A 20715-nucleotide genomic window follows, 5' to 3' on the forward strand; every position below is an offset into this window, starting at 1 on the left:
AACCTGTGGGCGTTGAAAAGGTCAAGCTCTCTGCCAAGGCACTAGTTGTCTGGTTGACGGCAATGTGCGTGTACATCGTGGCCATTGCTGGTCGAACATCATTTGGTGTCGCCGGAGTGCATGCGATTGATCGCTTTGATATCGACGCCTCCCGGTTGGCCGTGTTCACTTCTGTTCAGGTTGGAGTCTTGCTCTCGCGCAGATTCCCATAGGCATGCTGGTGGACAGGTTCGACGCCCGGAAACTCTTGCTGGCTGGCGCTTTAATTTTGGCAGCTGGCCAGCTCATTTTGGGTTTCACTGATTCTTATATGATCGCCATTTTTGCCCGAGTGCTCATCGGTGTTGGCGATTCTTCTGCATTTTTGTCCGTGATGCGACTGTTGCCCAACTAGTTCCCGATGTCATATACTCCTGTGTTGCAGCAGCTCACGGGCGCTTTTGGCTTTGTGGGGCAGTTTTTCTCCGCGGTGCCGTTTTTGCACATGCTCAACACCTTAGGGTGGACAATTCCTTTCGCATCCCTTGGCGCGGTAGGCATCATCGTGGCGATCGCGGCGGCCATCTTGGTGCGCGACGCCCCTGCAAGCAGTGAGCCTGTGAGGCGTGGGGAGGCGTCGATAAGCATCGCTTTTAGGCTTAAATCCGTGCTGACCAGTCTTTATTGCTGGCAGGGCGTGTTTAATCACTGGGTGAGCATGGGACCTGTGATGGTATTTTTGCTGCTGTGGGGCACGCCGACGCTGACGCTGGGGCTGGGCATAAGCAGCGGCGAAGTGGGCACGGTTCTAACGATTTTCGCCGTCGCAACCGTGATCACCGGTCCGCTTTCCGGCATCGTGTCGTCGCGGCTAGGGGCCAGGCGCGGGATGATTGGGTTTGTCACGCCGATGATTCAGGCGGCGTTGTGGATCGTGCTCTTTTTATTCGCTGATCGCCTGTCCAATCCGCTGGTTTTTGTCAGCGCCATCATGTTCGCGATTTCCTTTAGCTCCCCCGTGGCGAACTTCGGTTTCAATACGATCCGCGAAAAACTCGACCGCCGCGTCATGGTCGCCGGCACCGGCATGGCCAACATGGGCGCCTACATTTGCGCGATGCTGGCCACACAAATCATCGGATTTTTACTCGACTGGAACGCCGACGGCCACGCCTACACCTGGTCGAATTTCCAGGTGGCGTGGCTTGGTCTGGGCGCGGTGTGGCTGGCAGGCATGATCGGGCTTGCAGTCTGCTTCCTGCTGCAGCGTCGAAAAAATATTGCTTTTCGACGCTAAAACCCGACCGTAACCGCTAGAAACGCGGACCGCGGTATCCCGGACCGAATGGTCCAAATGGGCCGAATGGACCGTCATTGCGTGGACCGCGAGGGCCGCGTGGCCCACCGAAATCACCGTAACGTCCACCGCGGCGACCCTGGCCAAGGCCATTTACGATGCCATCAACGAAGCTTGAAATACCATCGCGGATCTCGTTGATAACCTCGTCGTTGATCTGGCTCTTGGTCTGTGCGCGGTAGTCCTCATCCTCATCGATCAGATCATCTGCGTAGATGGGGCCGTCTTCGCGAGGGTTGTCGAGCTCAATTTCCGCCTCATCAAAGGCATCAAAAACATCATCAAACTGAAGGTCGCCGTCGAATTCAATGTTAAGGACTGTACCTTCAAAGGTGAGCTTCTCATCCGCATCAACACCCAACTGATGTGCGTAACCGATGACTGCCGAAAGTTCTGCGAATGTTGCATCTGATAGGTCAATAGACAGCTTGATTGCCATGGTGGAATTCCTAACTTCCTGTCGAGTACCGAAGTGTGCTTTACACCCGAGACTACGTACCATTTTCCAGCCCGTAAACCACTTAGGGGCAAAGATCAGGGAACTCCCCGACTCTTCGCCAAGACTTCACCTTCGGTTAAGCAAGAGCCTGAAAAACTTGCTGATTAAACCTGAACGCATCAGATGCTTCATCCAGCAACGCAGCACGCTCCTCTGCTGTTAATTCCAAAGCATCAAGCTCTGCACGGTAATTATCCTTGTACGGCTTGAGCTTGCCAAGATCTTCAAAGCGGTAGAAGCTCAACGCCTCTTCCGAAACTCCATATTCCCTGTTCACCAGACGTGCAATAACCTGCCCACCGGACAAATCACCCAGGTAGCGGACATAGTGATGAGCAACCAAACGAGGGAAATCCTTGGCCGCTTCGATGCTTTCAAGACGTTCCACATAAGACGCTGTCGCTGCAGTGGCCGTGACGTTGTCACGCCAGGTGGTGTTTTCGTGCAGCTTATCCAGATCAGCTTCCAACGTTTCCTTGCGCTCGAGGCGTGGGTCCAGCAGACCAGCCGCACGGGAATCTTCTGCACATGCGCGAGCTGCAGCTTCCAAAGCGGTGTAGAACAACCATGATTGCTCCTGCAACTTGATAAATGCCTGCGCATCGAGCTTCCCGGTGAGCAGATCATTCATAAACGTTGAGTGCTCGGCCTCTTCATGGGCCCGCGCAGTGTGGGTGCGCAGCTCCTCCGATAGGTCGCTGTTGCTTGCAATAATGCTTGTCATAGTGGTGTCCTTTGTGAGCCTGCGTGGCCGCAACCGCGGTGTTATCCCGGTCGCTGCCAAGCGGAAGTTAATCTGCGTCTAGATTCCTCAGAGAAATCCTCACGCTCACAAAAGATTAACTTAGGTTATCCACACCTACATATAGTCCCTTAGTTGGAACAATTTTCCGCAACTTTGGGGCTCCCACCACCTACTTAAAACTCACGTTGCTCCATAGAGTCCACACCCCAGAAGACTTCATCAACAACCTGACGACTCTTCCTGGTCACTTTCAGATAGTTTTCCAAATACTCCTGGTACTCATTTGGATCCCAACCAGACGCACCAGCCACCTGCGCAAGGTGCGGACCAGGAGTAGGTAACTGATCTAATCTCTTACCCCTGACCAGCACAAGCGCATTCCTAGCAGCCGTTGCCGTCAGCCACGCTTCCCGAAGCGTCTGCACCTGCACAGGGTTAATAATCTGATGCTTTTCCAGCACTTCAAGAACTTCCAACGTCGACGTATTGTGCAGCTCCGGAATCTCATGAGCATGCATCATGGTCAACAACTGCACAGTCCACTCGATGTCAGTTAACGCTCCCCGACCCAGCTTGGTATGGGTATTTCGATCAGCCCCGCGCGGAAGCCTCTCATTATCCACCCTCGCCTTAATTCGACGAACTTCACGAAGCTGCGCCTGCGTTGCCCCGTCAACTGGGTAGCGGAAACGATCAATCGACTCCAAGAACTTAATGCCCAGCTCACGATCACCAGCAACCCACGCAGCCCTCAGCAGCGCCTGAATCTCCCAAGTTTCACCCCACTTTTCGTAGTACTTCACATAGGAATCAACGGTGCGCACAATCGCACCAGATCTCCCTTCAGGACGCAGCCCCAGATCCACCTCCAAAGGTGGATCACCGGAAGGCTGCGCAAGCCTCGACCGCATGGAATCACAGATAGCAATAGACCATGTGACAGCCTCATGCTCTTCCACACCGGCCACCGGCTCGCATACAAACATCACATCGGCATCAGAACCGTATCCAAGTTCCGCTCCACCCAAACGGCCCATGCCGATCACAGAAATATTGGCCAGAGGCTGATCTGGTTTCTGTGGATCGTTAAGTGCAGCACGGATTTCCGCATCCAAGGCAGCATCCAACACCGCATCCCAGACTAGTGACAAGCTTTGGCATACTTCCTGAACAGTGAGCATGTTGAGCAAATCAGCAGAGGCAATGCGTGCCAGCTCCTGCCTCCTCAGCGATCGTGCAGCCTGGATCGCCCGATCAGGTGACTCATGACGCGACACCGTCGCCTTGATTGCTTTCACAACCTGAGTCGGTGCAGTAGCAAGCAATTTAGGACCAGACGCCGCATCACCCAGCTGTTTCACAAAGTCCGGAGTGGAGATAATCAGTTCAGAAATATAGGGAGAATTTCCCAAAATACGCATCAACCGCTGCCCCACTACGCCCTCATCACGCAGCATGCGCAAAAACCAGCTGCGATCATAGGAAGCATCAGAAAGCTTGCGGTAATTCAGCAATCCCGCATCTGGTTCAGCTGTTTGAGACAGCCACTCCATCAACGTGGGCAGCAACATCGCCTGAATCTTGGCTTTACGGCTAGCTCCTGATGCAAGAGCAGTCAGGTGTTCATAAGCACGTGATGGATGCAGGTATCCCAATGCCCCCAATTGTAGCTTTGCAGCATCCGGAGACAACCTGATGGCATCCGCGCTCAAGTTGACCACAGAGTTCAGCAGTGGCCGATAAAACAGCTGACTATGCAACGACTGAATCTGCAAACGAACCTTACGCAAATGCCGTTCCATAGCTTTGGCCGAACTTTGCTCCATCGAACCAGTAAACCCAGAAGCGCGCGCCAACCAGCGCATATTCATTCGGTCATCAGGTTTCGGTAACAAGTGAGTGCGCTTGATCCGCTCCAATTGAAGGCGATGCTCCAACAGACGCAAAAACTCATACGACTCAATGAGATTATGCCCGTCTTCACGACCCACATATCCCTGATCAACCAACACATGCAAAGCATTTACCGTTGACCGAACCCGCAACGTCTCATCAATGCGACCATGCACCATCTGAAGGAGCTGGACAGCAAACTCCACATCCCTCAAACCACCGCGACCAAGCTTCAGCTCACGATCACGCAAGTCTTCCGGAACATTGTCCAACACTCGACGGCGCATAGCTTGGACATCTGTGACAAATGATTCCCGCTGGCTAGCCGTCCAAATCAACGGTGAAAGAGCATCCACATAGGACTGCCCAAGGTCAATATCACCCGTCATGGGACGAGCTTTCAGCAGTGCCTGAAACTCCCAGGTTTCCGCCCAGCGCTTGTAATACGCCATATGGGAATCCAAAGAGCGCACAAGAGCGCCACTTTTACCTTCTGGGCGAAGTGCTGCATCCACCTCAAAGAACGAGTTGCTACCGATGCGAATGAGCTCTGCTGCGGTGCGTGTTGATTTAGAGTTTGCCGGCTCTGCAACAAACACCACGTCCACATCTGAAATGTAGTTCAATTCCTGCGCGCCACATTTGCCCATCGCGATGACAGATAAAGCTGAATCAACCGGCTTTTCACCATAAACATTGGCAATTGCCACAGCTAAAGCAGCAGTCAAAGCAGCATCAGCTAGGTCGCTGAGCTGCATGGTCACTGTGCTAAACGGAACAGGATCGCCACCTTTTCTCCGCATGTCGGTGGGATAGGTACCCGCTAAATCATGCGCAGCAATCCGGGTCAGCAACGTGCGATAAGTCCATTTCAAGACTCGCTCTACTTCAGGCCCGGTAACACTAGCCGTGTAAAAACCAGGCGTGCTCAAATCGTCTCGGGCAATGTTGTGTGCATCGCTGAAATCCTCAACCTCAAGCACAGCAGGCTGAGCTTTCACAGATTCCAGCAGCGCCTGAAACATCTCTTCCCTCGATGGCGCATCAAGTTTTAAGAGTTTCCACTGCAAAGGATTGGCGACCAAGTGATCACCGACAGCCGAGGAACCACCCAACAATGCAAAAAGGCGGACTCGTAGTTCTTCATCCTGGCGAATCTCTTGATCAAGCTCGTTTCGAGCATCCTCGCCGATTGCTTCAAGTGCCTGATACAGCCGAATAAGAAGGTTCAGCGCGACATCGGGATCGCCTGCACCTGACAAGCCCCACAACAAATCCAAAGACTCAACATTGCGCCAACCCAAATGCTCTAGATCTGCTTGGGCATGCTCAGATTTCAGCGATAAAGAACCAACTTTTGGCAGTGGGTCTCTGACAAAGCCAACGACTTTACGTTCACTTCTTAACGGTCCTGACATAGCTTCTCCCCTCCTTTATTGGGTCGCAATTGGGTCGCCGTAGGGTTTCCATTGGAGTGCAAAAGTCTAGTAATCAAGATTGTTTCGGAGCTCCCACGGAGTGATCTGCTCTTGGTAGTCACGCCATTCACGCCACTTATTGCGCAAGAAAAACTCAAAAACGTGCTCACCGAGGATGTCAGCAACAAGCTCTGACTTTTCCATTTGGCGCAGTGCCTGATCAAGGCTGTTTGGCAGATCGTTGTAGCCCATGGCGCGACGTTCCCGGAAGCTCAAGTTGGAGATATCGTCCTCAGCTGGCTCGTCGAGCTCATAACCTTCTTTAATACCTTTCAAACCAGCGCCGAGCATCACTGAAAACGCCAAATATGGGTTACAAGCGGTATCAGGAAGACGCACCTCCACCCGGCGCGACTCCTCCTTATTCAAACGGTAGGTAGGAACACGAACCAGCGCAGAACGATTAGATACACCCCAGGTTGCCGCAGTTGGAGCTTCGTTTCCGTACACGATGCGTTTGTAGGAATTGACCCACTGGTTGGTCACAGCGGTGAATTCTGGAGCGTGATGCAAGATTCCAGCGATGAACTGTTTTGCGGTTTTGGACAGCATGTAAGAATCGTCTGGATCGTGGAACGCGTTGGTATCGCCCTCAAATAAGGACATGTGCGTGTGCATGGCGGAGCCTGCATGTTCTTGGAATGGCTTGGGCATAAATGATGCCCCAACGCCTTGGTCCCTTGCCACCTGTTTCATGATGTAGCGGAAGGTCATGATGTTGTCGGCCATGGTGAGCGCATCCGCATGGCGTAAATCGATTTCTTGCTGGCCAGGTGCAGTTTCATGGTGGGAGAACTCGACAGGGATGCCGAGTTCCTCCAGCGCTACCATCGCGTTTCGACGGAAATTCGGCGCCTCATTGAATGTGGCTTGGTCGAAATATCCGCCGTTGTCAGTGGGCACAGGTGGCAGTCCGTTGGTGCGAAGGCTTTGCACCAAATAGAACTCAATCTCTGGTGAGATCATGCAGGTCAAGCCTTCATCTGCAGCTAGTTGGACCTGCCTGCGCAGCACTTGGCGCGGGTCAGAAAAAGATGGCTGTCCGTCTGGCATCGTGACATCGCAAAACAGGCGTGCTGCCTGCAGTTTTGAGATGCCCGCTTCTAGTGGGAGGACCTGGAATGTCGATGGATCTGGGCGGGCAATGGTGTCCGCTTCCGAGATACGCGCGTAGCCCTCAATGGCTGAGCCATCGAATCCGATGCCTTCTTCCAACGCAGACTCTAGTTCTGCAGGAGCCACAACCACTGACTTCAAGTGGCCAAGAATGTCAGTAAACCATAGACGCACAAACTTAATGTCGCGTTCTTCAATGGCGCTGAGTACAAATTCCTGTTCGCTGTTCATGAAAACTAATCTACGCAGCGATGGGACATCGACTGCGCATTTGCCACTTTTATACCCGCATCGGGGGTAGTTTTTCTCAGAGTTACTCAAGGATGTCGCGGTTTTTTGATGACACGGGGGTGGGAGGTGTCCAGCTTGGGTGGTTCACTGAGAACCGCACCGAAATTAGAACACTCCTACGAATAAGGAAACCGCAATGACTCTCTCCCACTTCTCCGACAACGTCACCGACGCACAAGACTCTTACCGTCAGCTTTTAGAAGAAAGCATCATCAGCCACCTAGGTTTCTGTGCCCTTCGTGGGTGGACTCCCGCCGATCTCCGCCATGAGTTTTCCGCCGATATTGATCCATTCCTGTTTCACGCGCTACCTGAGATTGCCTACTCCTGCTCCGATGAGATGTACACACTGTGGGTGAACGGAACGCGTGCCGCCGAAACTAACCACTTGCCGGTGATGACCCTGGAGAAGATTCTCACCGAGCTACCGAAGCTAAGTACCTTGCCTGACTGGGCAATGCTCGCAGAGCTCCACGCCTTAGACAATCAAGACACCAGCCCAATGACCCCGGCACAGGCCAAAGCGCATCATCGTATCACCGCACTTTTGAAAAAGGCAGAGTCCACCAACTTCGAAGAAGAAGCCGAAGCACTGATCCTTAAAGCAGAGACACTTCGACAGCAGTACCGGATTGAATCACTGCTGATTAATTCCTATGACCAAGATGTCCAAGCTCGATCTTCTACGATTCGTGCATCTCGGGTGTATCTGGAAGCTCCATGGATCCGACACCAATACAAACTGCTCAATGCCATTGCTCGGGTGCATTCCAGCGAAGCGCTGCTGATCACCAAATCTGGCATCTGCACCCTCTTCGGCGAGCAAGATGACGTAGCCCACATTATTGATCTGTTCAACAGCCTTAATCGACAACGTGCCCACTTCATGAAAACGTCAGCAGGTGCCCGAATTGCCCAATTAAATGGCGAAACAAGCTCATATCGCCGTAGTTTTATGATCTCCTACGCCAGCCAAATCTCTAGACTTCTCATCTCAGCAAAAGAGGATGCATTCAACGAACTAGCTGGTCAGGCACCACTAGCTCACAGCGCCATCGTTCCTGTCCTAGAGAACAGAAGTGTGAGGTCAAAGGAAGCACTGAAAGAAACCTTCCCGAATATGCGGACAATGACCTTCAAATCGACCAACCGACGAGGCACTATTGACGGATTTAATGCTGCCAATGAATCCCACCTTGGCGGGGAATCTGCCAGCTTGGAAGACTCAACATTCATGTTCTAGAGCGGGTGAAAGCCCCATTTCCCGCGTAACATGAGGTGGGCAAAGACAACACAGGTTCCCTATGAAAACGGGGAACCTGTTTCACCTACTTTTTAATCACGCTTCACAATCACATAAGTCTTTAAAGGATGGATACAACAATGGGCCAGCATCTAGAAGTGGAAACTAAGTTTTCCGTCAGTGAATCAACTCAGATTCCACAACTTGAGGCTATCGCAAAAGTCGACCACATTGATCGCACCGAAATCCACCAACTAAGCGCTGTTTACTTTGACACCGTAGATTTGCGCCTCACCCGCGCAAAAATTACCCTCCGTCGCCGCACCGGTGGAAACGATGCCGGCTGGCACATTAAGTTCCCCGGAACCATCGGTCGCCGTGAAGTCCAAGCCCCACTTGATGGCGAAGGCGCAACAGAAACCCTCCCTCCACGTGAGCTCTTGGGACACATCCGAGCGCTGATCCAAGGCCGTGAGCTGACCCCTATCGCCCAGGTGGATAATGAACGCCACATGTCTTACCTCGCGGATGAGGACGGCGCAGTCATCGCAGAATTCTGCGACGATCATGTATCCACCGTGTCCCACCTTCCAGGTGGCGTGCGCAAGCAGTGGCGTGAGTGGGAATTCGAACTCGCTGATGGCACCCTCGCCGAAGAAGCCATCTCCGTACTGCTGCAATCTGCACAGTCAGTCCTGACCGCAGCTGGAGCTTTTGTCTCCAACAGCCCATCCAAACTTGTTTCGGCGCTGGACGAATCAGTCAACCACGCGCCAAAGCCTCCACAGATGGCGCAGCTGGACAAGAATGACCCAGCACGTGGTGTTCTTGCAGCAATCGCAGCCAACGCCTCAAAGATCGCCGAATACGATCCTCGAGTACGCGCCGATGAATATGATTCAGTCCACCAGATGCGCGTAGCTACCCGAGAACTACGCAGCCACCTCCAAACCTTTGAGGGCATCCTCGGCGGCGAAGACTACCTCAACCTGGAAAAGGAACTGAAGGTTCTCGCCAACATCTTGGGTCGCGCACGCGATGCTGAAGTTGTGGAAGAGCGCCTCAGCAACCTGATTAACACTGAGGTTGGCGACTCCATCGAGGAGGAGACCAAGAAGGAACTGCTTGAAGATCTTGGTGCAGAATACCGTCGTGAGCATGAGCGAGTAGTTCGTGCGCTGGATAATGATCGCTACACTGATCTTCTTCAGGCACTGGAAAACCTCCTTGTTGATCCACCGCTGATCACAGAAGTCGAAGAACCCGAAGCTACCGAAGCCCCTAAGTCCGCTGAGACTACCGAGTCCACTGACGTCTCTGAAGCAACCGAAGAAGCAGACGCAGAAGCTGAGTCTGTCGAAGAAGCTACTGAGCAGGAAGAATCAGCAGACGCGCCTGAATCTGCAGATCTGGACGCTCTCGATGAGGAGTACTCCCCTGGTTCCCAAGCGCCGGTGGAGGAGCCAAAGGAACCGAAGAAGGTTGATGCTGCTCTCGTACTTCTAGAGCACCTTGATAAGGCGCACGTGAAGCTCGTCAAGCTGGAAAAGAAGGCTCGCTCACAGTGGGATGATCTCAGCATTCCGATGCTGGAGCGGGAAGAAAACTTCCACAACCTGCGCAAGGCTGCCAAGAAGCTTCGCTACAGTGCAGAGGCAGTGGGCAAAGCAACCACCGTTGAGACGAAGAAACTGTACAAGGCGTGCAGTGGTTTGCAGTCAGTTCTTGGCGATTACCAAGATGCCATTACTTCCCGTAATGAGCTGTTGCGCCGAGCTCAGGTTGCCCGCCGCCAAGGCCGGGATACCTTCGCATACGGAATCCTCTACCAGCACGAACAAACCCTGTCGAGGGAATGCCTGACTGGTTATTCCGATGCGTTCAAGAGCGTAGAAAAAGCCTATGCAAAGCTGGCTGAAGATACCGCCAAGCGTTCAAAGAAGAACAAGCGTAAGTAAACGCAGGCAATAAAAAACTGGGGTTGCATCTGAAAGTGTGACCCCAGTTTTTTAGTCTTCCTTGTCGTCCCAAATTTCGGCTGCCTCGGTTCGGGCTGCCGCAATGGAGATGGCGTGATGGGCTTCCTCTTCAGTGTCATATGGGCCCATGCGGGTTTCAAAGCCGGAAACCTTGCCTTGAAAAACCTTGCCGGTTGCCAGATCGTAGAACCACTTCAAATCTTCTTTAGCCATGTGGGCTCAGCTCCAATCACGAAACAAATCACGGTTTGTAGTGTGTAGCACCCCACTATAGACCTCAATAAGAACCCGCAACAGCTAGAGTGGGTCTGTTATTTATTTGTGATTTCTATCTGTGGAGGCTTCTCTCACATGGCCATTTGGCAGCCAACTCTCACCGGCCCGCACGGCGCACAAGTTGGATCGTCTCCCACTGAACTTCTTGAAGCCTGCGTGGCTTTCCACCGCACTTTCTTTGACGTCAATCCCAAAGGCGCTGCTACCGCACCGGCAACATGGACGCTTATTGGTGAGCATTCGGATTACGCCGGTGGTGTGGTGCTGGCGGCTAATGCGAATTGGCGGACTGCGGTTGCCGTCAATAAGAACCGCGACGATGTTGTTAACGTATGCGTTGTGGATGTGGAGGGAGGCGTCGAAAAGCATTCTTTAAGCACTGCGGACATTGCAGCTCGCGCGCACGCCCATATGAAATCCCATGATGTTTTGGGGCGGCAGACTACGCCGCCTCAGCCGGAGGGCGGCGTTGCTGCCCGGTTGGGCGGGATTGCGTGGACAATGATCCATAAGCAAATGCTATCGCGTGACACAAAAGGCCTGGATATCACCGTGCTGAGCACCATTCCTGAGGGGGTGGGGCTGGGTGAAAATTCCGCCATGGATGTGGCGCTCGCATTGGCGCTGTATCGGGAAAATATTGAGGAAGCCCCCACGAAGGCACGCATTGCGGAGATTTGTTCGCAGTCCGCATTCATGTTCAGTGAGACTTCAGTGTTGCGTGCGCGGCACACCGTGGCGTTGCGGGGTGAAACTGGACAGATTTCGGTGGTTGATTACGCCGATGGTTCGGTCACTCAGGCGCCACATCCGGTGAGTCGTTCCGCTGGTTTGTCGGCATTTGTTGTTGCTGCGCAAACTGAAACTGATCCGAGCATTTACCGCGAGATCTATGCTCGACATGCGTTTATCGATGAAGCTGCGCGCGCTTTCAGTGTGGAATCTTTGCGGTTGCTTCCCGACGCTTCCACTCGTGTTGTGGATTGGTTGCAGGCCGTGATTGAGGTGACTGGTCGAGAGGATCTGCCCTCGATTGAACAAGCCCAGCGCTGGTTGAATCTGTGGGAAAACGAAACCCGGCGCGCTCAGAGGACAGCCAATGCCCTGCGTTCGAGAAGGCTGAGTGAGTTTTCTGAGCTGCTGATGGAATCCCAAGATGATTTGAGCGACACCTTCGATTTCCCCCCTGCTGATTTGGCGCTTGCTCGTTTGTGCGTCGAGCGGGGTGCCACAGCTGCTCGGTCCACGTCAGCGCGCGGTGTGATTGCGTTGGTTGATGCCCATCATGCGCACAATTTTGCTGCGGATCTCAGCGAGGATGGCTTGTTGGTGGTTCCTCTCGGGCACGGGGACGTCGCGGAACAGGGCTAGCACGCCTACTTAACCAGCCTGCATGCTTAGTCAGCCGGCCACGCAAACAAAACTTCACGCTTCTTCAAGTTCGCAGTCACCAGTGTGACCTCTTGGTTTGTTCCCTGTTCTGGGGCGCCAATACACTTTGCCAACACTGGCGGTTTGTACACAAAAAGTCGAGCAGAGTTCTTTTCAGGTTCGCTCGCTACAACCACCGCGTTGAAGTTTTGGCCCTCCCAGTATTTCAACACGGTGGCTTCTGTGAGGTCGAGGCAGGCATTATCCACTTGGCTGGCCAAAATGGAGGAGTATTTCATGGTGTCGAGAACTTGCTCTTCCACCCTGGTCACCCATTCAGGAACGTCCGTTCCGGAGGCAATCGCAAGGCAATGTTCGGTGGCGAAACGGTCGATAAGTCGGCGCAGCGGTGCGGTGACGTGAGCATAGTAACCACCAACACCGGAATGCACTTCCGAGTCCCCATTTTTCACGCTGGCGTAGCCGGAACCCCGCAAGAGTTTCTGCGCTTCCCTCTGAATGGCCATCCCTTTGGGCGTATTGGGATCCACACTTTGAAGAAACTCACCGATGGGTTGTTCGGGCGCGATCTCAAAACCAAGGGCTTGCGCCTCTGATCTGAAAGTAGCTTCGGATTCTTTGGTCGCCGGGGCGAGTGTACGCAGCAAACCGTGCCCCGCTTTCACCATCATCTCCCCCGCTACCATGCCTGTGAGCAGGGAAATCTCGGAATTGTAATCCATGATGTGCGGGCGTGGCTCGATGACAATTTCATAGTGCTCACCGGCGTCATCATTGGGCACTTTCACCACTCGCTGGCTGGGAATAGAAAGATTCACGGCTTCGCGCCGTAGCGCGCTTTCCTGCCTCAGCTGCCCGACCTTGGGCAATAAGCTTATCGACGGATGCAACCGACCATTCTCGGCATCTATTTGAGCCTGATCATAATCCAAACGCGCCCGGGATTTCACCAACCCGCGACGCACCTTGGTGGCTGTGACTTCGCCACGTTCATCTAAATCAATCGACCACACAACCGCTGGTCTCGTTTGTCCCTCCAGCAGGCTTGCCGCATCTTCGGATAATTCCTCAGGGTGCAGTCGCGCTGGGGAATCCGGCAGATAAATAGTCTGCCCGCGGTGAAGGGAAATCTTTTCCAATTCACTGCCCGGCTCCACGAAGGCTGCGACATCTGCAATCGCGTAATGCACCCGAAATCCGCTGTCGATCTCCTCAATCAGCACAGCTTGATCGAGGTCTCTGGAACCTACGGGATCGATGGTGACAAAGGGCATGTGCAGGAGATCTTCCCGCTCTTGCGCATACCTATCGACACTTGACGCGGCTTCGTCATGGATATGAGGGTCAAAACCTCGCTCCACACCGAACTCTTGTGCCACTGGTTCAAAGTCGAGGACTGCTGCATAGAGCTTCATGCGCTCCCATTGTTCCACAGCGGAAAAGTATATGCAGGGGTGTTGAGTTTCCTTGGGCACAGAAGGGTCGAGGTTCCCCAGATAGGTCTTGGTATGGGTCGAGCTCATTTAGCCCGTTAAAAGCGATTCTGAGAGGGTTCCATTTTGGGACTGGTGGGGCAAATGTGATTTCTGCAGGTTTACTGATCAAGTACTCACCACATTCCCGTGGTCAGACCTTCAAATCGAACATATTTTTGCATTCAAATGACCCGAACTTGCAAAAATCCACGACAATTGGCCAAGTCAAGGCGATTTGTGGTGTATATTCGCACATTCATTCCACTCCCGGCAAGCCCAAGGAGGAGCATTCCATCCCCCAGCAACCAGAGCGCCAAAAACACAAATAAAAAGGGGCGAATGAGCCAACCTATAAGCCGGATTCTGTACCAGTTGCAAAAGCAACCGGTGGCGATCATCCATCTCGTCGCAGCCATTGCTGACTGCCTCTAGCAGCTACCTGCAGGCTTGGCGAGCAGCCTTCAACACCTGCACAGACATACCATTGGATACGTCCTCATGCCTTGCTCCCGGTGGGGTTTACCTGGCCAAATCAGTCACCTGACCTGCCGGTGCGCTCTTACCGCACCCTTTCACCCTTACCATCAACAAAAGTTGATGGCGGTTTACTCTCTGTTGCACTTTCCCGCGGATCGCTCCGGGTTGTTGTTAACAACCACCGTGCTCTGTGGAGTCCGGACTTTCCTCGGCCGACGCTTGGGAGCAATCCCCCAGTTCGTCGAACGCAATCACCCGGTTGCCTCATTCGCAACGTTTTACTTTACACCTCGAGGGTGGAAAAACTTAAAAACTCCGGCGAGCTTCGCCGAGCTTCCGTCAGACTGCCGTCACGCTTCCAGGTGTGAGGTGTCGTTGAACAGTCTTACGCAGGTTGGGCCGTCTTCGTAAAACTCTGCGATCGACAGCGACGCCAAGTCGAGGTGTGCCTTCTGAAAGAAGGATGGGCCTGCGTCCAATGCTTGCCTCATGATGGCTTTGATTGGGGTGACGTGGCTGACCACCAAAACATTCGCTGCACCGTATTCGCGTTGGAGGCTTTCACGAGCCTTTTTCACACGTCGATTAACCGTCTGCAGGGACTCACCACCGGGTGGGGCTACAGATGAGTCAGTGAGCCACTTGGTGTGCAGTTCTGGATCTTGTTCGTGGGCTTCTGAAAATGATTTTCCATCCCACAGTCCAAAGTCAGTTTCGATGAGATCATCGATAACACGTACTTTCATTCCCAGTGCGGCCGCTGCTGCTTCTGCGGTTTGCATCGTGCGGGTGAGCGGAGAACTCACAATAGCGTCGATGCCACCGGTTTGAGCGAGTCGTCGTGCTGCCGCTGCTGCTTGTTTTTCACCAAGTTCAGACAGCTCTGGGTTGGACCTACCGGAGTAAAGGCGTGCCACTGACATAGCAGTTTGGCCGTGGCGAAGCAACAAGAAACGAGTGGGATCTGTGGTTGCGCCGTTCCAGTTGGTGGGTTTGGTTTCGGTGCAGTTGAGGTCTTCTTTCTCTGAGCCCGCAACCGAAGAAGCAGAAGATACAGAAGCAGAATCCCCTACAACACCTACCGGCTTACCTGCCGCTGCAGCATCCATCGCCACGTTGGACAATGCGTCAGCTCGTTTGTTTTTCTCACGCGGAATCCACGTATAAGAAACGGACCCGATTTCGGAAGCAATCTCCTTGGCTTCGATCGCTAGAACTTTCATGTCGGGGTGTTTGATTTTCCACCGGCCGGACATTTGTTCAACGACAAGTTTGGAGTCCATGTAGACATCCACGGAGGTAGCGCCGAGCTCGCGGGCTGCTTTGAGGCCTTCGAGTAGTCCGCGGTATTCGGCGACGTTGTTGGTGGCTTTTGTTCCGACAACGTAGGCGATTTCTTTGAGAACTTCTGCTTTGTTGTCGGAGTACACCACGGTGCCGGAGCCGGCGACGCCGGGGTTTCCGCGGGAGCCGCCGTCGGCCTCGATGACTAATTTCACTGGGTGGTCTTTCTAGGAGATGTCCACGATGAGGTAGGAGCCACATTCTGGGCACTGTGGAACCTCATCTTTGGGGGTGTTGCGGATGTCGGAGATACCGGTTGCAGGGAGAACCATGGCGCATCCGCTGCAGGAGCGGCCGTTGAAGAGTGCTGCGCCTACGCCGTTTTCGAGGCGTTGTGCATGGAATTCTGCCAGTGCTTCGGAGGGAAGTTTCTCTTCCAGGTGTGCGATGACTACTGCTGGGTCTTCACCTTCTGGGGTTGCTGCTGCGGCGGCTTCTGCGGCTGCGCGGGCGTCGGCAACTTTGCGTTCGGTGTCTTTGACGCGAGACTGTGCGAGGTCGCGGTTGTTGCGCAGCGCATGGATTTCATTGTGAGCTTCTTGCAGTTCGCTCATGAGGTCAGCGATGCGGGACTTCGCAGTGTAGACGTCGTGGTTGAGGTCGCGGCGACGCTCTTCGTCAGTTTCTGCACCGAGTGCGTCCTGGCCGTCTTTCTTGCGGCGACGCAGTTTGCGTTCGTCGGACTGGATGCGCAGGATTTCGTTTTCCATGTCGTCGACAGCCATTTGTGCAGCGGATGCAGCGTCGCGGTTGCGGGAAAGTTCAGCGACAGCCTTGTCTACAGCTTCCTGCTCCGGGGTGGTCTTCGGTGCGGAGTTGGCGTTTTGGGTGCGCAGGGTGGTGGCGAGCTGCAGCAGGGTTTTGTGCAGAGATGGGTCCAGCTTCATTGAAGTTCTCCTTTTTTAGTTCTCAAGAATTTAGTTCACTGCTCGCGCAGACATGGTCCAGGGGTCTGTGCGGATCGAAATCACATCAACTTCAACCTGTGGGGCTTTGTCCTGCAAAATTTCTTGGGCTTGGGAAGTCCATGGAAATTCGCTGGCCCAGTGTGCAGTATCGATTACTGCAGGGCCACCTTCTCGGAGATATTCATCAACTGGATGGTGGCGCAGATCAGAGGTGACATAAACGTCCACTCCGAGCTTAATCACATCGTTTAAGAAACTGTCACCCGACCCTGATGAAACCGCCACACGGGAGACCATTTGTTCAGGATCGCCGGTAGCGCGCACGCCCCATTCGGTGACAGGCAGGTTGTTGGCCACTTGTTGCACGAAATCCGCGAGGCGCATCGGCTCCGGCAATTCACCCACACGACCCAATCCGGTCGCATTTTCTAAACTCTCAGCGCTGTGCATTTCAACAATATCGAAGGCAGGCTCCTCATACGGATGAGCCTCCCGAAGCACCGACGTGAGCCGGGCGCGCAGGTTGCGCGGTGCAACAAACTCGATGCGCAGCTCAAGGGATTTAAAAAGCTTATCGACGTCCCCCTCTGCCGGATTCGCCCCCTCCACGGGCCTAAACTGCCCGGTTCCTTCGATCTCAAAGGCACATTCTCGGTAGTCGCCGATAGCACCGGCACCCGCGTCGAAAAGCATCTTCTTTAGGTACGCTGCATCCTTGGGCAGAACGTGCACGCCCCATTTGTCCATGCCGCCTAAAAGCCGTGGCGCGATGGGTCGCCCGGCCGTGATGCCGACGAGCTCGGCGAGTTTATCGTTGACACCTGGGCGCGCGGAATCCGCATTAGTGTGCGCGGAAAACAGTGCCACCCCGCCGCGAATTAGGGTGTGAATGACCTTGCCTTTTGGCTCATCCGCAGCAACAGACGTCACCCCACGCAGCAGCAATGGGTGGTGAATGATCAGCATGTCCAAACCCATGTCCACAGCCTTGTCGGCCACTGCCTGGGTGCAATCGAGTGCTAAACCGACACGCTTCACCGACTCTGTTGGATCACCGCAGATCAGCCCCACTTTGTCCCAGCTTTCCGCCAACGCCGGCGGATAAGCCTCATCCAAAATGCGGCGAATATCGCCAACGGTTACATCACTCACGCATTAACTCCCCTGGTTGGTACCGCATGTTCGTTTCCCAAGTCTAGCCAAGCCTTGAAAAATTCTGGCAAGGTTAATGGTGTGACTACGCCTTCTAAGAAAACTCTGCTCTTTGATCTCGACGGAACCCTCGTCGATTCTTTCCCCGGTATCCGCACTTCATTCCTTCACACCCTGCACGAAAAGAACTGGGAAATCCCCTCTGAGGAACGCATCTCGCAAGTTCCAGGACCTCCCATGGAATGGACGTTCCAGGATTTGGGCATGACTCCAGAGCAGGCACAAGACGCTCTGCAGACCTACCTTGAGCATTACGGCCAGGTGGGTTGGGATCTTTCCGAAGCATTCCCCGGCATGCGAGATTTGCTGATCCGCTTGAAATACGAAGGTTTTCGTCTGTGCACCGCCACCTCCAAGGGCGAGTTCTTTGCGGAGAAGGTACTTCGCAAATTCGAGATGTTCGATCTCTTCGAATTCATGGGTGCCGCCACCGACAACGGCAACCGACGCAGCAAATCTGCCGTGATCAAACATGTCCTCGACAGCGTTGGGTTGGACGAACCAAATGATATTTTGATGATTGGTGATCGATCACACGATATTGAAGGTTCGAGTGAATTCGGCATCGATTGTGTTGCCGTAACCTGGGGCTACGGCAACAAAACTGAATGGGACGCTGCCCGCTACACCGTGAGCACCGCAGAAGAATTAGAAAGGATCATCCATGACTGGGCCTAAAACTTCGCTACCTGTGGAAATTGTTTTCGTATGCACCGGAAACATTTGCCGATCCCCCATGGCGGAAGTCATCGCGAAGGCAAAAGCGGAAGAAGCTGGCTTGGAAGACAACGTTATTTTCTCCTCCTGTGGCATGGGCAATTGGCACGTTGGCCAACCTGCTGACAAGCGAGCTCTCGCGGAACTGAAATCAGCCGGTTACAACGGCGACACCCACCGCGCAGCACAACTTGGTCCCGAGCACATGCGCGCAGATCTCTTCGTCGCGCTAGATTCCGGCCACGCCGGTGAGCTCGCCGCAACGGGTGTTCCCAACGACAAAATCCGCCTCATGCGTTCCTTCGACCCAGAGTCCAACCCCACCGACGATGTCGCAGACCCTTACTACGGCACATCCCAGGATTTCGTGCTCACCCGTGAAAACATCGAAGATGCTATGCCGGGCCTTTTGGAGTGGGTCAGAGATCACATCCGCACTGATTCTTAGGTCTTTGAGCTAAAAAGTCCTAAGGTAGACAAGTGTGGACAGCAAGGTAAATAGCCCTTCCGGGCACGATAAGCATGACGTGAACTCCCGCTATTCCGGAAATTCACGGCCAAGAACCAAACCAAAGGGTTGGAGAGCATTCCTCTCCCCCGGTTGGATTATCTCTGCCTTGCTCATCGTCTCCTTCTCCTACGCGGCAATTTCCATGCTGGCGCCATGGCAGCTCCACAAAGACGACGACATCGTCGCCCGCAACGAGCAGATCACCGAAGCCTTCGAGCGCGACGTCGTCCCATACGCTGAGCTTTTCGACGCCTCCGGCCAGATTCCTTCATCGCAGGAGTTCTTCCGCGTGTCACTCACCGGACAGTATCTTCCAGACAGTGAGGTTTTGCTGCGCCTTCGCCCCGTCGACTCCGGCCCAGCATTCCAATCGTTAGCCCCCTTCGAGCTTGAAAACGGACAGATTGTCCTCGTCAACCGTGGTTACGAATCATCAGAGGGCACAATCGTCCCAGAGATCGAGCCTGCTCCTTCCACACCAGTAACCATCACCGGATTCGCCCGCAAGAACGAGGGCCTCCCAGGTTCTGCACCTATGGAAGACAGCGGCTACACCCAGGTCTACGGAATTAACACCGAACAGATCAGTGACGTCACCGGCCTTGATCTTGGCACCGACTACGTCCAGGTCGCAGAAGGCGAACCTGGTGTTTTGAACCCAATGCCACTGCCTCAAATGGACCGCGGTAACCACCTCTCTTACGGCTTCCAGTGGATCGCCTTCGGCATCATGGCACCTTTAGGGCTTGGCTACTTCATCTGGGCTGAAATGCGCGAACGACGCCGCGACAAAGCAGAACGCGAACAGATGGCCGAGCTAACCACTCCTGAACCAGTGGTGGAAACCCCTGAAGTTGTTGAAACTGAAGAACCAACCATCACCCCGGCTGCATCCAAACGACGTTCACGCTACGGCGATCAACACCGCAATCACTACGAGAAGATCTCCAAACGAGACCAAGAGCGCTTCTAAGCCCGTCTCATTTTGCACCTGCCATTCTGTGAGGATATGGCAGGTGCTTTTTCATGCCACTATCTGGGGTTCTCGGTGTTAGATCTTCTGATAAAAACCCGATAGTTTTCTTGCGCTAGACACTAATTACGGCACCGCTTAAGCATGGTCGTGACACGTAAAACCTGACTTAGGCCATTTTGGTGTGGTGTAGATCATATTGACGTCAATGAATGAAGTGGCTAACTCCGCCGAATCCACATCGTCTAAAAGGCCTGGGCTACCACGTAAAGACGGGCACGACGAGAAGATCATCGACGCAACTTTACGGCTCATCGACAGCAATCGTCCCGTCACGGTCAATGCAGTTGTCAAAGAAAGCGGAGTGGCACGTGCAGCGGTTTATCGACGCTGGCCCAGGCTAGTGGATCTAGTAGCGGAAGCTTTAGATGCCGGGCGAGCTCCAGTTGAAATAGATACCTCAGGGGACATCAAAGAGACCTTGATTGATGGGCTGTTTACAAATCAGGCGAAAACCACTGGAGTCTCCTATCCTCGTCAGCGATTTCGCAAACGGCTCGAGTTGGTGATGTCAGATCAAGAATTACAGCTCGCCTATTGGAATTCACATGTGAGGAGACGTCGAGAAGCAAGTATTCGCGCGCTGCAAGTCGCGCAAGAAAAAGGCTAAATCCGGGCGGATCTAGACATCGAGGCGTGCCTCAATGCAATCCTTGGGGTGTTTTATTACCAATCGGTCGCGCGTGGAGTAAATTTCACCGACCAAGGCACAATGCAACGATGCAGAGAAGCTTTCGAGGTGATCTGGCATGGAATGGAACCTTAAATTCAGGTTCTGACGAGGTGCGAA

General features: G+C 53.7%; 16 protein-coding genes, 1 other RNA gene and 1 pseudogene. 8 read left to right on the forward strand and 10 right to left on the reverse strand.

Going from position 1 to position 20715, the window contains the following annotated elements; translation table 11 throughout:
* The first annotated feature begins 5 nt into the window (after window positions 1-5).
* Window positions 6-1276 (forward strand): annotated as a pseudogene (locus tag KW808_RS11050) (MFS transporter).
* Window positions 1277-1292: 16 nt separating this feature from the next.
* On the opposite strand, the gene KW808_RS11055 reads toward KW808_RS11050, so the two are convergent.
* From KW808_RS11055 to KW808_RS11070, 4 genes are all read right to left on the reverse strand, one after another.
* On the reverse strand, window positions 1293-1775 hold the full coding sequence (locus tag KW808_RS11055) for a Cgl2226 family protein (RefSeq protein ID WP_003859624.1): 483 nt from the start codon (window positions 1773-1775) through the stop codon (window positions 1293-1295).
* A 136-nt stretch (window positions 1776-1911) separates the two neighbouring features.
* Entirely contained in the window at window positions 1912-2559 is a 648-nt protein-coding gene (locus KW808_RS11060) for a biliverdin-producing heme oxygenase (RefSeq protein ID WP_003859622.1), read from the reverse strand.
* A gap of 194 nt (window positions 2560-2753) precedes the next feature.
* A complete protein-coding gene (locus tag KW808_RS11065; protein WP_003859620.1) occupies window positions 2754-5891 on the reverse strand; it encodes a bifunctional [glutamine synthetase] adenylyltransferase/[glutamine synthetase]-adenylyl-L-tyrosine phosphorylase in 3138 nt (1045 codons plus the stop codon).
* 66 nt (window positions 5892-5957) lie between these two features.
* On the reverse strand, window positions 5958-7298 hold the full coding sequence (locus KW808_RS11070) for a glutamine synthetase family protein (RefSeq protein WP_003859618.1): 1341 nt from the start codon (window positions 7296-7298) through the stop codon (window positions 5958-5960).
* Window positions 7299-7494: 196 nt separating this feature from the next.
* Here KW808_RS11070 and KW808_RS11075 point away from each other — a divergent pair, with 196 nt between their 5' ends.
* Together KW808_RS11075 and KW808_RS11080 are read left to right on the forward strand one after the other, a co-directional pair.
* On the forward strand, window positions 7495-8601 hold the full coding sequence (locus tag KW808_RS11075; RefSeq protein ID WP_003859611.1) for a DUF2786 domain-containing protein: 1107 nt from the start codon (window positions 7495-7497) through the stop codon (window positions 8599-8601).
* A 140-nt stretch (window positions 8602-8741) separates the two neighbouring features.
* The gene (locus KW808_RS11080) at window positions 8742-10559 is read left to right on the forward strand and encodes a CYTH and CHAD domain-containing protein (protein ID WP_003859610.1); all 1818 of its coding nucleotides are present in this window, start codon (window positions 8742-8744) and stop codon (window positions 10557-10559) included.
* A 51-nt stretch (window positions 10560-10610) separates the two neighbouring features.
* On the opposite strand, the gene KW808_RS11085 is transcribed toward KW808_RS11080, so the two are convergent.
* Window positions 10611-10793: a hypothetical protein gene (locus KW808_RS11085; protein WP_003859607.1), complete on the reverse strand. Its 183-nt coding sequence runs from the start codon at window positions 10791-10793 to the stop codon at window positions 10611-10613.
* 138 nt (window positions 10794-10931) lie between these two features.
* Here KW808_RS11085 and KW808_RS11090 point away from each other — a divergent pair, with 138 nt between their 5' ends.
* Window positions 10932-12227, forward strand: a complete 1296-nt coding sequence (locus KW808_RS11090; protein ID WP_003856970.1) for a galactokinase family protein — start codon at window positions 10932-10934, stop codon at window positions 12225-12227.
* Between the two features lie 26 nt (window positions 12228-12253).
* Here KW808_RS11090 and KW808_RS11095 read toward each other — a convergent pair whose 3' ends face one another.
* The 5 genes from KW808_RS11095 to KW808_RS11115 all read right to left on the reverse strand — a co-directional run bounded on the left by KW808_RS11095 (window position 12254) and on the right by KW808_RS11115 (window position 17604).
* Entirely contained in the window at window positions 12254-13663 is a 1410-nt protein-coding gene (locus KW808_RS11095) for a ribonuclease R family protein (protein WP_003856972.1), read from the reverse strand.
* Window positions 13664-14059: 396 nt separating this feature from the next.
* An RNA gene (rnpB, locus tag KW808_RS11100) (RNase P RNA component class A) lies at window positions 14060-14467 on the reverse strand.
* An 83-nt stretch (window positions 14468-14550) separates the two neighbouring features.
* Window positions 14551-15699: a bifunctional RNase H/acid phosphatase gene (locus KW808_RS11105; protein ID WP_003859605.1), complete on the reverse strand. Its 1149-nt coding sequence runs from the start codon at window positions 15697-15699 to the stop codon at window positions 14551-14553.
* Window positions 15700-15711: 12 nt separating this feature from the next.
* Window positions 15712-16431 carry a zinc ribbon domain-containing protein gene (locus KW808_RS11110; RefSeq protein WP_003859603.1) on the reverse strand — a complete coding sequence of 240 codons (720 nt, stop codon included), beginning with the start codon at window positions 16429-16431 and terminating at the stop codon, window positions 15712-15714.
* 30 nt (window positions 16432-16461) lie between these two features.
* Window positions 16462-17604 carry a Nif3-like dinuclear metal center hexameric protein gene (locus tag KW808_RS11115; protein ID WP_003859601.1) on the reverse strand — a complete coding sequence of 381 codons (1143 nt, stop codon included), beginning with the start codon at window positions 17602-17604 and terminating at the stop codon, window positions 16462-16464.
* Window positions 17605-17685: 81 nt separating this feature from the next.
* Here KW808_RS11115 and KW808_RS11120 point away from each other — a divergent pair, with 81 nt between their 5' ends.
* The 4 genes from KW808_RS11120 to KW808_RS11135 all read left to right on the forward strand — a co-directional run bounded on the left by KW808_RS11120 (window position 17686) and on the right by KW808_RS11135 (window position 20535).
* Entirely contained in the window at window positions 17686-18342 is a 657-nt protein-coding gene (locus KW808_RS11120) for an HAD family hydrolase (protein ID WP_003859599.1), read from the forward strand.
* Entirely contained in the window at window positions 18329-18829 is a 501-nt protein-coding gene (locus KW808_RS11125) for a low molecular weight protein-tyrosine-phosphatase (protein WP_003856982.1), read from the forward strand. Before KW808_RS11120 ends, KW808_RS11125 begins: the two co-directional genes overlap by 14 nt.
* 34 nt (window positions 18830-18863) lie before the next feature.
* The gene (locus KW808_RS11130) at window positions 18864-19865 is read left to right on the forward strand and encodes an SURF1 family cytochrome oxidase biogenesis protein (RefSeq protein WP_003859597.1); all 1002 of its coding nucleotides are present in this window, start codon (window positions 18864-18866) and stop codon (window positions 19863-19865) included.
* 208 nt (window positions 19866-20073) lie between these two features.
* On the forward strand, window positions 20074-20535 hold the full coding sequence (locus tag KW808_RS11135) for a helix-turn-helix domain-containing protein (protein WP_046552189.1): 462 nt from the start codon (window positions 20074-20076) through the stop codon (window positions 20533-20535).
* The last annotated feature ends 180 nt before the right edge of the window (window positions 20536-20715 follow it).

Origin of the sequence: [Brevibacterium] flavum, assembly GCF_019317305.1 — a bacterium.
GTDB classification, from domain to species: domain Bacteria; phylum Actinomycetota; class Actinomycetes; order Mycobacteriales; family Mycobacteriaceae; genus Corynebacterium; species Corynebacterium glutamicum.

Excerpts from the sequence above, each read along its gene's own strand:
- KW808_RS11055 (WP_003859624.1), bottom strand. The coding sequence starts at position 1,775 with ATGGCAATCAAGCTGTCTATTGACCTATCAGATGCAACATTCGCAGAA.
- KW808_RS11060 (WP_003859622.1), bottom strand. The coding sequence starts at position 2,559 with ATGACAAGCATTATTGCAAGCAACAGCGACCTATCGGAGGAGCTGCGC.
- KW808_RS11065 (WP_003859620.1), bottom strand. The coding sequence starts at position 5,891 with ATGTCAGGACCGTTAAGAAGTGAACGTAAAGTCGTTGGCTTTGTCAGA.
- KW808_RS11070 (WP_003859618.1), bottom strand. The coding sequence starts at position 7,298 with ATGAACAGCGAACAGGAATTTGTACTCAGCGCCATTGAAGAACGCGAC.
- KW808_RS11075 (WP_003859611.1), top strand. The coding sequence starts at position 7,495 with ATGACTCTCTCCCACTTCTCCGACAACGTCACCGACGCACAAGACTCT.
- KW808_RS11080 (WP_003859610.1), top strand. The coding sequence starts at position 8,742 with ATGGGCCAGCATCTAGAAGTGGAAACTAAGTTTTCCGTCAGTGAATCA.
- KW808_RS11085 (WP_003859607.1), bottom strand. The coding sequence starts at position 10,793 with ATGGCTAAAGAAGATTTGAAGTGGTTCTACGATCTGGCAACCGGCAAG.
- KW808_RS11090 (WP_003856970.1), top strand. The coding sequence starts at position 10,932 with ATGGCCATTTGGCAGCCAACTCTCACCGGCCCGCACGGCGCACAAGTT.
- KW808_RS11095 (WP_003856972.1), bottom strand. The coding sequence starts at position 13,663 with ATGAAGCTCTATGCAGCAGTCCTCGACTTTGAACCAGTGGCACAAGAG.
- KW808_RS11110 (WP_003859603.1), bottom strand. The coding sequence starts at position 16,431 with ATGAAGCTGGACCCATCTCTGCACAAAACCCTGCTGCAGCTCGCCACC.
- KW808_RS11125 (WP_003856982.1), top strand. The coding sequence starts at position 18,329 with ATGACTGGGCCTAAAACTTCGCTACCTGTGGAAATTGTTTTCGTATGC.
- KW808_RS11135 (WP_046552189.1), top strand. The coding sequence starts at position 20,074 with ATGAATGAAGTGGCTAACTCCGCCGAATCCACATCGTCTAAAAGGCCT.